The sequence below is a fragment of the Pseudanabaena sp. Chao 1811 genome, from assembly GCF_027942295.1.
Taxonomy (GTDB): Bacteria; Cyanobacteriota; Cyanobacteriia; order Pseudanabaenales; family Pseudanabaenaceae; genus Pseudanabaena.
On sequence record NZ_CP101416.1, the window covers coordinates 2362846 to 2375367 of the forward strand.

At 45.0% G+C, this 12522-nt stretch carries 14 protein-coding genes; 9 read left to right on the forward strand and 5 right to left on the reverse strand.

Translation table 11 applies throughout. From position 1 onward, the window contains the following. Nucleotides 1–5 precede the first annotated feature (5 nt). Together plsX and NMG48_RS10790 are read left to right on the forward strand one after the other, a co-directional pair. The gene (gene plsX / locus NMG48_RS10785; RefSeq protein ID WP_126384908.1) at nt 6–1049 is read left to right on the forward strand and encodes a phosphate acyltransferase PlsX; all 1044 of its coding nucleotides are present in this window, start codon (nt 6–8) and stop codon (nt 1047–1049) included. Between the two features lie 66 nt (nt 1050–1115). Then, the gene (locus NMG48_RS10790; protein ID WP_271255223.1) at nt 1116–2099 is read left to right on the forward strand and encodes a beta-ketoacyl-ACP synthase III; all 984 of its coding nucleotides are present in this window, start codon (nt 1116–1118) and stop codon (nt 2097–2099) included. Here NMG48_RS10790 and NMG48_RS10795 read toward each other — a convergent pair. From NMG48_RS10795 to NMG48_RS10805, 3 genes are all read right to left on the reverse strand, one after another. After that, nucleotides 2096–3109, reverse strand: a complete 1014-nt coding sequence (locus NMG48_RS10795) for a hypothetical protein (RefSeq protein ID WP_271251574.1) — start codon at nt 3107–3109, stop codon at nt 2096–2098. The genes NMG48_RS10790 and NMG48_RS10795 overlap by 4 nt on opposite strands. A 227-nt stretch (nt 3110–3336) precedes the next feature. Further along, nucleotides 3337–4218, reverse strand: a complete 882-nt coding sequence (locus tag NMG48_RS10800; protein WP_271251575.1) for an alpha/beta fold hydrolase — start codon at nt 4216–4218, stop codon at nt 3337–3339. Between the two features lie 60 nt (nt 4219–4278). Beyond that, nucleotides 4279–5016: a phosphoadenylyl-sulfate reductase gene (locus NMG48_RS10805; RefSeq protein WP_271251576.1), complete on the reverse strand. Its 738-nt coding sequence runs from the start codon at nt 5014–5016 to the stop codon at nt 4279–4281. Between the two features lie 268 nt (nt 5017–5284). Here NMG48_RS10805 and NMG48_RS10810 point away from each other — a divergent pair, with 268 nt between their 5' ends. The 6 genes from NMG48_RS10810 to NMG48_RS10835 all read left to right on the forward strand — a co-directional run bounded on the left by NMG48_RS10810 (nt 5285) and on the right by NMG48_RS10835 (nt 10410). Then, nucleotides 5285–5716: a DUF29 family protein gene (locus NMG48_RS10810; protein WP_271251577.1), complete on the forward strand. Its 432-nt coding sequence runs from the start codon at nt 5285–5287 to the stop codon at nt 5714–5716. A 72-nt stretch (nt 5717–5788) separates the two neighbouring features. Continuing rightward, nucleotides 5789–6205, forward strand: a complete 417-nt coding sequence (locus NMG48_RS10815; protein WP_271251578.1) for a hypothetical protein — start codon at nt 5789–5791, stop codon at nt 6203–6205. 9 nt (nt 6206–6214) lie between these two features. Further along, nucleotides 6215–6406 carry a hypothetical protein gene (locus NMG48_RS10820; protein ID WP_271251579.1) on the forward strand — a complete coding sequence of 64 codons (192 nt, stop codon included), beginning with the start codon at nt 6215–6217 and terminating at the stop codon, nt 6404–6406. A 2-nt stretch (nt 6407–6408) separates the two neighbouring features. After that, nucleotides 6409–9918: a tetratricopeptide repeat protein gene (locus NMG48_RS10825; protein WP_271251580.1), complete on the forward strand. Its 3510-nt coding sequence runs from the start codon at nt 6409–6411 to the stop codon at nt 9916–9918. A gap of 31 nt (nt 9919–9949) precedes the next feature. Beyond that, a complete protein-coding gene (locus NMG48_RS10830) occupies nt 9950–10159 on the forward strand; it encodes a hypothetical protein (protein WP_271251581.1) in 210 nt (69 codons plus the stop codon). Further along, complete coding sequence (locus NMG48_RS10835) at nt 10156–10410, forward strand: type II toxin-antitoxin system RelE family toxin (protein ID WP_271251582.1); 255 nt, start codon at nt 10156–10158, stop codon at nt 10408–10410. Before NMG48_RS10830 ends, NMG48_RS10835 begins: the two co-directional genes overlap by 4 nt. A gap of 256 nt (nt 10411–10666) precedes the next feature. Here NMG48_RS10835 and NMG48_RS10840 read toward each other — a convergent pair whose 3' ends face one another. Both NMG48_RS10840 and NMG48_RS10845 read right to left on the reverse strand, forming a co-directional pair. Then, a complete protein-coding gene (locus NMG48_RS10840; protein ID WP_271251583.1) occupies nt 10667–10894 on the reverse strand; it encodes a hypothetical protein in 228 nt (75 codons plus the stop codon). Between the two features lie 40 nt (nt 10895–10934). Beyond that, the gene (locus tag NMG48_RS10845; RefSeq protein ID WP_271251584.1) at nt 10935–11528 is read right to left on the reverse strand and encodes a sulfite oxidase-like oxidoreductase; all 594 of its coding nucleotides are present in this window, start codon (nt 11526–11528) and stop codon (nt 10935–10937) included. 263 nt (nt 11529–11791) lie between these two features. On the opposite strand from NMG48_RS10845, the gene NMG48_RS10850 reads away from it, so the two are divergent. Then, nucleotides 11792–12385: a DUF721 domain-containing protein gene (locus NMG48_RS10850; protein WP_271251585.1), complete on the forward strand. Its 594-nt coding sequence runs from the start codon at nt 11792–11794 to the stop codon at nt 12383–12385. Nucleotides 12386–12522: the final 137 nt, after the last annotated feature.

Sequence of the window (12522 nt, forward strand, 5' to 3'; positions counted from 1 at the left end):
AAAACGTGAGAATTGCAGTAGATGCGATGGGTGGGGACTTTGCCCCACGCGAAGTGGTTGAAGGAGCAATATTAGCTCAGACTCAATTAGGTGTAGATATAGCGCTGGTTGGCGATCGCGATATTCTCGCGAACTACCTCAAGCAACATAACTATAAGGAAAGCGATCGCCTAGAGATCGTGCCATCGGAAGGCATTATCGAAATGGATGACGAACCCCTCGAAGGGCTACGCCGCAAGCCCAACTCCTCGATCGCCGTTGCCATGAATTTAGTCAAGCGCAAGCAAGCAGATGCTGTGGTTTCGGCTGGACATTCTGGTGCAGCAATGGCAGCCGCCCTGCTCCGATTGGGTCGTTTACCAGGTGTAGATCGACCTGCGATCGGCGCATTATTTCCCACACAGGTTCCCCATAAGCCTGTATTGCTACTTGATGTTGGGGCAAACGTTGATTGTCGCCCCAAATTTTTAGAACAATTTGCAATCATGGGTTCGCTTTACAGTAAATATGCGATCGGTATTCAAGAGCCTAAGGTCGGGTTGCTAAATATTGGTGAAGAAGCCTGTAAAGGTAATGAGCTAGCGATTCGCGTGCACCAGTCCTTGCAGGATAATCAGCAAATTTTATTTGCTGGCAATGCCGAAGGTCGGGACATTCTGAAAGGTCAGTTTGATGTCATTGTTTGTGATGGCTTTGCGGGTAATATCGTCCTCAAATTTGCTGAGGGTGTCGGTAATGCCGTCATGCAAATCCTCAAGGAAGAATTGCCCAAAGGCTGGCGCGGCAAACTTGGGGCATTACTCTTAAAACCTAATCTCAAGAAGGTCAAAGAACGCATTGATGCCGACGAGTATGGTGGTGCTTTATTGCTGGGTGTTGCAGGTGTCTGTGTAATTGGTCACGGTAGTTCTAACGCTGTTAGCATTCGCAATGCCATCCGTGTAGCTAAGGATGCAGTAGATAACGAAGTCCTAGAGCGCATCCGTGGTCAAATTAAGCCCAAAGTAGCGGTTCCTGCGGATGATACCCCCGACGATCCGCCCACTTAATACTCATATTGTTGTCGCGAGGCGGCAGCAATATAGCTTTTTATTTATCCAGATCAAATACAGCCCATGACTAATACTGAATCTTCTCTCCTTGGAGTACGTTTTATTGGTAGCGGTTCCGCCGTTCCCGATCGCGTATTGACCAATCAAGACCTTGCCCAGATGGTAGATACCAATGACGAGTGGATCTCCTCGCGCACAGGTATTAGAGAGCGTCATATTGCCGATGGTGAGAATGATTCAGTAGCTAACTTAGCGGCTAAAGCTGCCCAACAGGCGATCGCAACCGCAGGTTTGCAGCCCGAAGATATTGATCTGATTATTTTATCTACCTCTACCTCTGACGATCTATTTGGTACAGCAGGACGAGTACAAAAAATTCTAGGGGCAGAGAGGGCTGTGGCTTTCGATCTTGTGGCAGCCTGTTCAGGATTTGTGTTTGGCCTAGTTACTGCGTCCCAATATATTCGTACAGGTGTTTACAAAAACGTTTTGCTGATTGGGGCAGATGTCCTCTCGCGTTGGGTCGATTGGCAAGATCGGCGGACTTGTATTTTGTTTGGTGATGGGGCAGGAGCGCTAGTTTTGCAAGCTAGTAGCCCAGAGCATCCCCAGAACAATCTATTGGGCTTTGAGATGCGGAGCGATGGTAAAGGTAACGAGTTCTTAAATATCAATTATTTAGGACGCAATACCTTTCATCCGATTACGATGAATGGGCAAGAGGTTTATCGTTTTGCGGTGCGGCGCGTGCCAGAGGTAATCGAAAAGTCGTTGCACTATGCCAGCTTGGAAGTTAATGATCTTGACTGGTTGATTATGCACCAAGCTAATCAGCGCATTATCGATGCGGTCGTCAATCGTTTTGGGATTGATCCTGCTAAGGCGGTGAGCAATATGGGCAAATATGGCAATACCTCGGCGGCTTCAATTCCGATCGCGCTGGATGAATGGGTAAAAGCAGACAAAATTCAAAAAGATCATTTAATTGCGATCGCAGGTTTTGGAGCAGGCTTAAGTTGGGGTTCAGCAGTATTCCGTTGGGGTTAGACCTTCAAGCGGTTTTTAGGAATCCATTTACCCAGACCCTTTAAGTGATCGCGCCAAGTCACGCAATCCCTAACTTCTGCGGGTAATAGGCTTGCCATATATCGTAGTTGTGTTTGAGACAATGGCGATCGTCCGCAAAAAAATGGATGTCTGGGTTGGCGACTGCAATAACCAAAAAAGATCGCTGAGCGGTCAGCTTTAGTCGGTGGTTTACCCCGATGGTAATACTTAGCCGTATCTACAAAAATTACTGTTCCCGCTTTGCCAATACAGGTTTTACGCCAGTTATGCCGCATATGTTCGGGCAAGATTGCCTCAAGTTCATGCTGATAGGCGGTTTTGTACTTCTGGATTGATTGAGAGTTTAAAGCCCTATTGATGACTTCATTGGCGGCTGGCGTGACACACTCAAAAGGTCCTCCATCCTCATCAACATAGTTGATATAGATGCCAATTTTGATCATTTGCCAGTCTTCTTTGTCCCGATGCCATTTACGGGGGCCCGCTTCTCTACTATCAGCAGGACTGTAGTAGTAGGACAGTCCATCATAGGCAACGGGTAGCTTGAGATAGTTTTCAATTATGCGTAAAAGTTTGGCATCTGCGCCCCACAAAAACAATTCGGGATAACGCATGATCTGCTCTGCGCTTGCCGTCAGCGTATGTTTGCCCATGTAGAGGGGAAGCTTAGCATTGTCCCTTAGTTCTTGGGATATTTTTTTTGCCGCAAGCAAAAAGCGATCGCTCAGGGGAATTGCTAAATCATTGAGATGTGTAACTGCGACTCCATACTGCTCTAATTCTTGGACAATTTTGACTTCATCAGGAGTCAGACTACTGAGCAACACTTGATACTCTTGCTGAAATTGTTGATAGCGAGGATAAAGAAGCTTTTGCTCAATAATTTCTAAATTACTAATAAATAGTGCAATATCTGAGGGAATACTAAGTAATCTTTGCCATAGCTTATCAATAGTCTGAGATGTTTGAGATATGACGATTTGAATCATACAAATAAACCCTGAGCAGTATTTTTAGGTCTGTAGTCATGTCTCGGATTGTCTCAAAGACCTGTGATCCTCTAAAAAGTTGCCAGCATATATACTTAGCTATCTCTTCTCGGTGTATTCTTCCCCAGTATGCAACAAATATTTCTTGTTGGTGAATTTATTTAGCAATTTTTGTGCCGCCTGCGTAGTGGGCGACACAAAAATCTGGGTTTGAGCTACTTAGTTGCTCAAGCCAGCCAAGTTAAGATTTCATGGTTGACGCGCTCAGGCTTGTCATCATGGGCGCAATGTCCTGCATTTTCTAAATAAACTAGAGAGGCATTGGGAGCATATTGGACTAAGCGTTTACCTTCGGATGGAGGGATGAGGCGATCGCGACTTCCCCACAAAATCAATAATGGAACCTGTAACTGTGAAAGGGCTTGCGTCAGGCTTGGTGAATAATTGGGCTGATTGAGACTGCGATTGAGGCGCACAAAGGCTTCGGCAGCTTGGCGATCGCGTGCTGGTTTGGCAATAATTTCTACTAGCTGATCATCAACGCGATCGCGATCGCAATAGACAATTCCTTTTAACACGAAGCGAATCATACAAGGTTGACGGAATAGATAAAAGAGTGGTTTTACGAAAATGGCATTAACGATCGCTTTGACTGCACGTTCTAAGGGCTGTAGCCATTTCGGAACTAAGGCTTTAAAAGCTTCGATATCAGGCAGACTGATAGTGACGACTCCTGCGGCGATTTCGGGATGATGACTGGCGGCAATTGCGGCGACGAGAGCGCCAATTGAGTTACCAATAATGATCATGGGTACGCCTACAAATTTTTGCCAAAAGCTCAACACCTGCTCTACCCACAAATAGATAGAATAGTCAGTCGGTGGTTTCTCGGATGCGCCAAATCCCAATAGGTCAATGGCATAGACGGTATGCTCTGCCGCGAGAGCGGGAATGTTATCGCGCCATTGATCCATCGCTGCCCCAAATCCATGAATTAAGAGAATTGGGGGCTTGTTAGCATCGGCATTCTGCGATCGCCTTACGCCATAATGCGATCGCCATCCTCTAAATTCCCAATCGCCATATTCTAGACCTGTAGTTCTGTTCATTATTACCAATAATTCCTAATCAAATCCACAATAAAGGCTCGCTTAGCGAGCCTTTATTGTTTAAACATCCTTGGCGCGAACTAGGCGACCGTCACTGGTAACGTGCAATCCACATTCTTGATTGCTCATTTCCCACCACCAACGACCAGCACGTAGATCTTCACCTGCTTGAATGGCTCTGGTACAGGGCGCACAGCCAATACTTGGGAAGTTCTGATCGTGGAGGGCGTTGTAGGGAACATCATTGGCGCGAATGTAGTCCCAAACCTGTTCATTTGTCCAATCGATCAATGGATTGATTTTGGCAATATTGCGATCGCCATCTAGTTCAACGGTTTCCATTGTGGAACGGTTCGCAGTTTGGTCACGACGTAGCCCTGTAATCCAAGCATCTAGACCTTGGGTGGCACGACCAAGGGGTTCTACCTTGCGGATATAACAACATTGCTTGCGATTTTCCACACTGTCATAAAACAGATTAATGCCCTTAGCGCTTACCATTTGCTCCACTGCTTCCGCTTGAGGGAACATGATGCGAAGTTGCAATTGTGGATATTTTTGTTGGACTTTGGCGATTACGTCATAGGTTTCGCTATTGAGGCGACCTGTATCGAGGGTGAAGACATGGGCATCGGGCTTGATTTTGGCGATCATGTCAATCAAGGTGACATCTTCGGCTCCGAAGCTAGATGCGAGGGAGATATTTTTGTAGTTGCCGAGTGCCCATGTGAGGACTTCTTGAGGAGTTTTGCCCTTGAGCTGTGCGGCGGCGGTGTCAATGTCTGTTTGTAGGGTCATTGTTGGCTGAGTGAATCTTGTCTTCAAAATATAATGTTATTATGGCTTGTACTCAAGTTGGGAAATTACGACTATTACGGATAACTAAAGGGTTTTATGCTGAGTTGAAACCCAGAGAAATTTTTGAAGGCTCGGCAATACCGCGCTTTCAAAATTCAGGTAATTCTAAAGTTTGTGAATTCTAGGGCGTAATTGATGTAGTGCCTAGCAATACAGGTTTTAAAAATCAAGCAAACTAAATCTGGGTCGGTGCAGCTGGAGAATAGTTATGGAAGAGTTATTAGAACTGAGGGAATTGCTGGTAGGTGGCAACATCTCTGATGCGTTGCTGTTGGTGGAGGAGATGACGGAGATGAGCAAGGATGACAAGCTGAATAAGATTTATAGCTTTGCCAAAATCCTGCTGCTCCATTTGATTAAACAACGTGCCGAAAATCGCACCACGCGATCATGGGATCTTTCAATTAAAAACTCGGTGCGAGAAATTCAGCGTACTAATCAACGACGTAAGTCTAAAGAAAATTATTGTGAACCTTCAGAACTACGCGAGACCATAGAAGAAGCCTATGAGATTGCCCTAGATGCTGCTGCGGTTGAGGTTTTTGAGGGTAGATATGAGGCAGATGAGTTGGGCGCAATGGTCGATCGCGAAGCAATTATCAATCAAGCGATCGCTTTAGTTTCTAGTAGTAATGCGTAAGTGATCGCCCAATTCCTTAGATTTCCTATAGCTGAGATAAAATCAAAATATTGGTAAATGATTGGTGTAAATATGGAACCAGTTTCTCTGCTTGTGGGGTTGTTAGTAATTGTAGGAACAGGCTCATTAACTAAGGTTGGTGAAAATATTACCGATGAGACGGTGAAATTGGCGCGATCTCTTTGGTCAGTTCTCAGTCGTAAAGCTCCCAATACGCAGACAGTAAAAGCGATTAGTGCGGGGGAGAATTTTGATGCGGGACAAGCGGTAATCGATGTGGAGGCGATCGCGGATGATCCTGAAGTGACAAAGTTATTGGATCAGGTGCGATCGCTTTTATCCAGCAATCAAGAACTAGCGGCTAAGGTTGAGACTTTGCAAGCACAACTGAGTCAGTCAAAATCTCAGAATCCTAATAAGTTAGCCGAAAAAATTGGTATTGTGGTTCAGAGTGGCGGCAAGGCAGATATTACAACGTTCAATATGTAGGTGATCGCTATGCTCGAAGCTCAAGATTTACGACCTTTGCTCAAGGAGTTGCTGCGGGAAATGTTTACGCAGGAGCGCGATATGTTAGCTGAGTTGATTTATGCGGTAATGGAGGATGTGGCGATGGCTAGGGCAATCGCTGAAGGTAAGAACAGTGAAAATGTGGGACGGGATGAAATTTTTGCCTTACTAGAAGGCTAACTATGACCAATAAACAAACAGGGCTGGAGCATGTGAATGTTGGAGGAGACGCTGATATCAATGTTTCCCAAGAGATTCATCATGAGCCGAATAAGCTGGCGGAGAAAATTGGGATTGCGGTATCTGGTGGTGTTGTAAATGTCGAAAAGTTAATTATTGCCGATCGCCTAAATGATCTGCAATCGGAAAAATTCACCCATGACCAAGGCTTTTATAACAATCTGGACGATCGCGAGTTTTATGGCGAGAGCATTTTTGTGGGGCGTGAGGCGGATTTAGATAAGTTGCATAGGTTGTTGCAAGCGCAATCTCAGCAAGTGAAAGAATTGCCGATGGTGCTAATTACTGGCATGGCGGGGATGGGTAAAAGCGAACTGGCTTGGCAATATGCCAAATTGCATTTGGATGATTTTACTGGCGGCGTGGGGATTGTGGAGGCGGCACATTTTGGGGAAGAGATCAGGGATTTTATGCAGCCGAGGTTTTGTGAGGATCGGGATTTACGGTATGAGCGAACTTTAAAGGCGCAAGTGGCGGAAGGTTGGCAAGCATGGCAAAAATTTTGTGGTGCAGAGCGATTAGCTCTCATCGTGATTGATGATGTGACGGACTATCAAACTCAGGTTGCGCCCTATTTACCAAATTTACCAAAAAATTTAGGCGTTCGCTGTCCGTTTCGGTTTGTGCTGACTTCGCGCTCGCAGTTGCGTAATAACTTGACTGTACTAGAAATTGAGGAATTGACGACTGATGCGGCGGTGCAGGTGTTGAGACAATGGGCAGATCCCGATGAAGACGATGATGAAGATGACGATCAAGACTTGCAACCAGTGATTGACGATCCTGAGCTTGCGGCGAGTCTGTGCGATCGCTTGGGATGTTTACCCTTGGCGCTGATTTTGGTGGGGAGTTGGTTGAGTAGTCCCGATCGCACATTATCAAAGGCGATCGCGGCTTTGGAAGAGCATGGGTTAGCCAGTGATGCACTGAAACCCGATCGCCTTGATACTCGTCAGAAAGCCAAACTGGGCTTGCAGGCTTCCCTGTCGATGAGTTGGCAAAATTTGTCTCCCGATGCCCAGCAGCTTGGGCGGGTTTTAAGTTTGTTTGAGCCGATAACCTTGCCTTGGGAGTTGGTGGAGGCGGTGGTGGAAGCCTATCCGCAACAGTCCGTAGCGCCGCCCGTTCGCAAAGGTTGGTGGCAAAGGTTTTGCGATTCATTCGGTCAGTTGGTGGGATTACTATTTCCTTTTTGGAAAAAAGCGGCGATCGCTGCTCCCGTTACTTTTGCCCCAATTCGCAATCTCAGCGATGGCAGGATTGCGTTGCGAGTGAGGAGTTTGTTACAAGTTGTCGAACGCGGGAGGGTTTTCCGTTTGCATCGGTTGGTGCATGAGTTTTTGAGTGAGCAATGGCAAGATGGCGATCGCGATGGTTGGCAGGATGCATGGTTGCGGGGGCTGAGCGATCGCGCTGATGAGATTCCTGCTTTTGCGAGTTGGGAACTGGTGACAGAATGGCAATCCTTACGCCCACATTTTGCATCGGCTCAAAAATTTGTCGAAGATCAGCTCAAATCCGCTACGAATCTCGCTTTAGTCAGTATTTATAAACTCCAAAAAAATAATCTCATTGCTGGTAGTTGTCGGTTAAACCAAGCGCCAATTTTTGAGGCAACCTATCGCCAAGCGCAAAGTACTCACGATCAGGCTAAGGCGGCTTTGGCTAAGGGTGAAACTGCGGCGGCTCAAAGTTATTTTGGTGAGGCGCTTAAGGGGTATCAGAAGGCGATCGAGCAAGCGCGGGTAGCTCTGCCTGAGAACAGTATGATTTTGGCTAGTTATCTCCATACAATCTCCCAAGTATTTGATAAATTGAATAAATATCAAGATGGAATTATCACTGCCAAAGAAGCCGTTAAGATTGCTACGACTAAAGGTAGTTCTCTCACCCTGTCAGATTATTTACATTCATTAGCAAGACTATATCGACTACAAGGAATGTACGTTGAAGCAGAACAAATATTTCTTCGAGCGATCGCCATTAAAGAGGATCGACTTGGTAAAAACCATATTGATGTCGCAAATAGTGTGAATAGTTTAGCTGTGGTCTACCAATCGCAAGGGAAGTACAGCGAAGCTGAACCTCTCCATCTGCGATCACTCGAAATCAGGGAACGCCAACTAGGAAAAGAAAATCCTCATGTCGCCAACAGTATCAACGGTCTTGCACAACTTTATCGAGCGCAAGGGAAATATAGCGAAGCTGAACCTCTCTATCTGCGATCACTCGAAATTAGGGAACGCCAACTGGGATCAACCCATCCCGATGTCGCCAACAGTCTCAACAATCTTGCAGAACTTTATCAAGTGCAAGGGAAGTACAGCGAAGCCGAACCACTTTTAGTGCGATCACTCTCGATCAACGAGCGTCAACTAGGATCAGACCATCCCGATGTCGCCAACAGTCTAAACAATCTCGCACAACTTTATCGAGCGCAAGGGAGGTACAGCGAAGCCGAACCACTTTTAGTGCGATCACTCTCGATCAACGAGCGCCAACTAGGATCAGACCATCCTTCTGTTGCCAGCATTCTAAATAATCTCGCATTATTTTACGAATCGCAAGGGAAATATAGCGAAGTCGAACCTCTCTATTTGCGATCGCTCTCGATCAGAGAACGGCAACTAGGATCAGACCATCCCGATGTTGCTATCAGTCTAAACAATCTCGCAAATCTTTACGAATCGCAAGGGAAATATAGCGAAGCCAAACCTCTCTATTTGCGATCTCTAGAAATCGGGGAACAAAAACTAGGATCAGACCATCCCGATGTTGCCCAAAGCCTCAACAATCTGGCATCACTTTACAGAGTACAAGGGAAGTACAGCGAAGCTGAATCACTCTATGTGCGATCACTCTCGATATGGGAACGCCAACTAGGAGAAGACCATCCCTATGTTGCTGCTGGTCTCAACAATCTAGCATTACTTTACCAATTGCAAGGGAAGTACAGCGAAGCCGAACCGCTTTATAAGCGATCTCTAGAAATCGGGGAACGAAAACTAGGAGAAGACCATCCCGATGTCGCCACAAGTCTCAACAATCTAGCATTACTTTACCAATTGCAAGGGAAGTACAGCGAAGCCGAACCTCTTTATAAGCGATCTCTAGAAATTAGGGAACGTCAACTAAGAGCAGATCATCCCTCCGTTGCCACCAGCCTCCACAATCTAGCATTACTTTACCAATTGCAAGGGAAGTACAGCGAAGCCGAACCTCTTTATAAGCGATCACTCAAAATTGGGGAACTCCAACTAGGAGCAGACCACCCTTCTGTCGCCACCAGTTTATTCAACTTAGCGGCTCTCTATTACAATACTAAATGTCATCCCGAAGCCCTGCAATCTATCCAACGCGCTATCCACATTTACAAACAAAAACTTGGTACAGAGCATCCCTATACTCAAAATGCACTCAGATGGCTTCAGACAATCCGTGATGCCATGTAAAATAAAGAGATAAACAGATCACCTAAGAACAATGACTACCAAAGAAAAGCTAATTCAAGAAGTCGAAAACATTTCTGAATCACTATTAGCAGAAACCCTTGACTTTGTATTGTTTCTCAAATCACGCTATGCAGAAGAGGAAATAACTACAGAAGAAAAAGAAAACATTCTCGCTTCACAAACAGCCTATCTCTCAGGTGATTACTTAACCCTCGACCAGTACGAGGCAAGTCAAGCATGAGCTATCAGATCGTTATCCCTAAACCAGCCCAAAATCAGCTAGATAACATCACAAAAATTGAACGCGATCGCTTGATTGTAACATTACGCTCTCTAGCTGATGATCCTCGTCCTAACGGAGTCAAAAAGCTCAAAGGTTATGACAATACCTATCGTGTCAGAGTTGGAGACTATCGCATTATCTACGAAATTAAAGACAGAGAGTTAATAGTATTATTGCTAAGTGTCAGTCATCGTAAAGATGCCTACTAGCAAGAAAAAAGAAGGACTCTATTCTGAATCTGGGAATGGCAACTAGAAGTAGACCAGTCCTCTATCGCTACTAGTCATCGCATTATCTATATAAAAAAGCACCCAACCCGCAATCGAGTAAGGTGCTAATAACTTTTAGAGGAGAACAACTTAAAAACTGTTGGCAGCATTCGCTAGGACTAAAAATGCGATCGTGCTGATAAAAAACTTAGCTGAGAAAACTAGAACATCAAATATAGTCATTGCTCTGTAGGGATTAGAGGGTAGAAAGCGCATTTGCCAAAACTAAAACAGCGATCGAACCAGCGTAGAACTTGAGAATGAATCTACCAAAATGAAATACTGACATTGCCTTGCTCCTCACTTCTTTAACTCTTGATGTACTTAGTATCGGACTTTTCTTGAAGCTAGGACGTGATGCAAGCCTTAATTGTTGCGTAATTGTGATTACTAAATATGTGTGATCGCGATCACCGATATTCATTCCAGCAAAATGTTACATCGCAATACTTTGCTGGATGTAGTTAAAACGAGCTATATCTTTCTTCCGCAAAGGGTTCACCTCGATGGTGATAGCCGTTGCGTTCCCAGAAACCAAGCTGCATTTTATCGAGAAATTCTAGACCATTAATCCATTTGGCACTTTTCCAAGCATAAAGATGGGGAACAACTAGGCGCATTGGCCCCCCATTATCGATGGGCAATTGTTGATCGAAGAGCGTATGGGCAAAGAAATTCTCTTCTCTTACAAAGTCTTCCATCGCAATATTGGTAGTATATCCACCGTAGCAATGTTCCATGAGATGTACCGCTTGAGGAGCAACTTCAATATATTTCAAGAAGTCAGTGACTTTGACTCCTTTCCATTTTACATCTAGCTTTGACCATGTGGTGACACAATGGAAATCCGCTGTAAATTCAGTCTGCGGCATCGCCATAAAGTCATCCCATGTGAAGGTTTTCTCAGTGGCGAGTCCCCAGACCCGAAATTGCCAATCTTGACGTTTGATTTCTGGCGTATCTCCATAGGTCATGATCGGAAAGCCATTGGTTAGCCTCTGTCCTCTGGGTACACGATCGCTATTTGGCGATCGCGATTTAAATAAGCCTCCAAACATAGAAAATCCTCATATAATGTTCTGCCTAAATATTAGCGCTGTTTTCCAGCCACCAGACTGTTTTTGTTCCGCATCGCTATTTATAAAAGTGCTAATCTTAAGACTGGTGATGCTTATACCAATTCACAGAAGTGTTAGCACGATTTTGTGAGTTAAAACCCAAATCCAGTAAGGTTTTTAAAACTAAATATGGCTATGCCATTTTTAGTTTTAGTATTTAGTGATGCTTCATCTACAGCAAAAATTGTGTTTGGTTGCCGATCATGCCCCTAACAGGATTACCCAATATTTTGCATGACATTCAGTCGCGCACAAGTTGGCAGCAGCGCTGTCAATATTTGCTGATTGTTGAGAAATGGGCAGAAATCGTCGGCGAGTCAGTAGCCAAGCAAACCTGTCCGATTGGGGTCTATCAAAAGTCTTTGCAGGTAGCGGTATCTAGTCCTGTATGGTCGCAAGCGCTTACTTTTGAGCGAGTACGCCTTTTAGCGAAAATTAATGCTTTGTTAGGTAGTAGCAATAGTTTGGCGATCGCGGATATACATTTCTCGACGGCAAAATGGGCAACACAGCAGCAAACCTTGAAAGAGCAAAGGGTAGTAGCAGCAGATCATCCCAGTTATTTGCCTGCGATCGCGCCAGAACTAGTTACCAAAAAGCTAAAAGGTCAGAAGCTAGAAAACATCCCCAAACCTCCTGAAACTGCTAGTGAAGCTTTTCAGCGTTGGCAGGAAGTGATGAAACTGAGAACCAATCAGATGCCTAAATGTCCGCGATGCGATCGCCCTGCATTGACAGGTGAAATATCGCGTTGGCAAATGTGTCGCGTTTGTGCGATCGAATATTTGTTTAAGTAGATCGGTAACATCGAAGTTGATGCACTCACTTTGCGAGTGCATCAACTTCGATGTTACCGATGGCAGCCTGATACTTTAATTTTGTGTTACGAAAAACAAGATACTTAAATGCTTTAATGCTTTGTTTTCCACTATTA

Coding starts and splice junctions, on each gene's coding strand:
- NMG48_RS10795 (WP_271251574.1), bottom strand. CDS start 3,109: ATGATTCAAATCGTCATATCTCAAACATCTCAGACTATTGATAAGCTA.
- NMG48_RS10825 (WP_271251580.1), top strand. CDS start 6,409: ATGACCAATAAACAAACAGGGCTGGAGCATGTGAATGTTGGAGGAGAC.
- NMG48_RS10835 (WP_271251582.1), top strand. CDS start 10,156: ATGAGCTATCAGATCGTTATCCCTAAACCAGCCCAAAATCAGCTAGAT.
- NMG48_RS10840 (WP_271251583.1), bottom strand. CDS start 10,894: ATGAATATCGGTGATCGCGATCACACATATTTAGTAATCACAATTACG.
- NMG48_RS10820 (WP_271251579.1), top strand. CDS start 6,215: ATGCTCGAAGCTCAAGATTTACGACCTTTGCTCAAGGAGTTGCTGCGG.
- NMG48_RS10815 (WP_271251578.1), top strand. CDS start 5,789: ATGGAACCAGTTTCTCTGCTTGTGGGGTTGTTAGTAATTGTAGGAACA.
- NMG48_RS10850 (WP_271251585.1), top strand. CDS start 11,792: ATGCCCCTAACAGGATTACCCAATATTTTGCATGACATTCAGTCGCGC.
- NMG48_RS10805 (WP_271251576.1), bottom strand. CDS start 5,016: ATGACCCTACAAACAGACATTGACACCGCCGCCGCACAGCTCAAGGGC.
- NMG48_RS10810 (WP_271251577.1), top strand. CDS start 5,285: ATGGAAGAGTTATTAGAACTGAGGGAATTGCTGGTAGGTGGCAACATC.
- NMG48_RS10790 (WP_271255223.1), top strand. CDS start 1,116: ATGACTAATACTGAATCTTCTCTCCTTGGAGTACGTTTTATTGGTAGC.
- NMG48_RS10845 (WP_271251584.1), bottom strand. CDS start 11,528: ATGTTTGGAGGCTTATTTAAATCGCGATCGCCAAATAGCGATCGTGTA.
- NMG48_RS10830 (WP_271251581.1), top strand. CDS start 9,950: ATGACTACCAAAGAAAAGCTAATTCAAGAAGTCGAAAACATTTCTGAA.
- NMG48_RS10800 (WP_271251575.1), bottom strand. CDS start 4,218: ATGAACAGAACTACAGGTCTAGAATATGGCGATTGGGAATTTAGAGGA.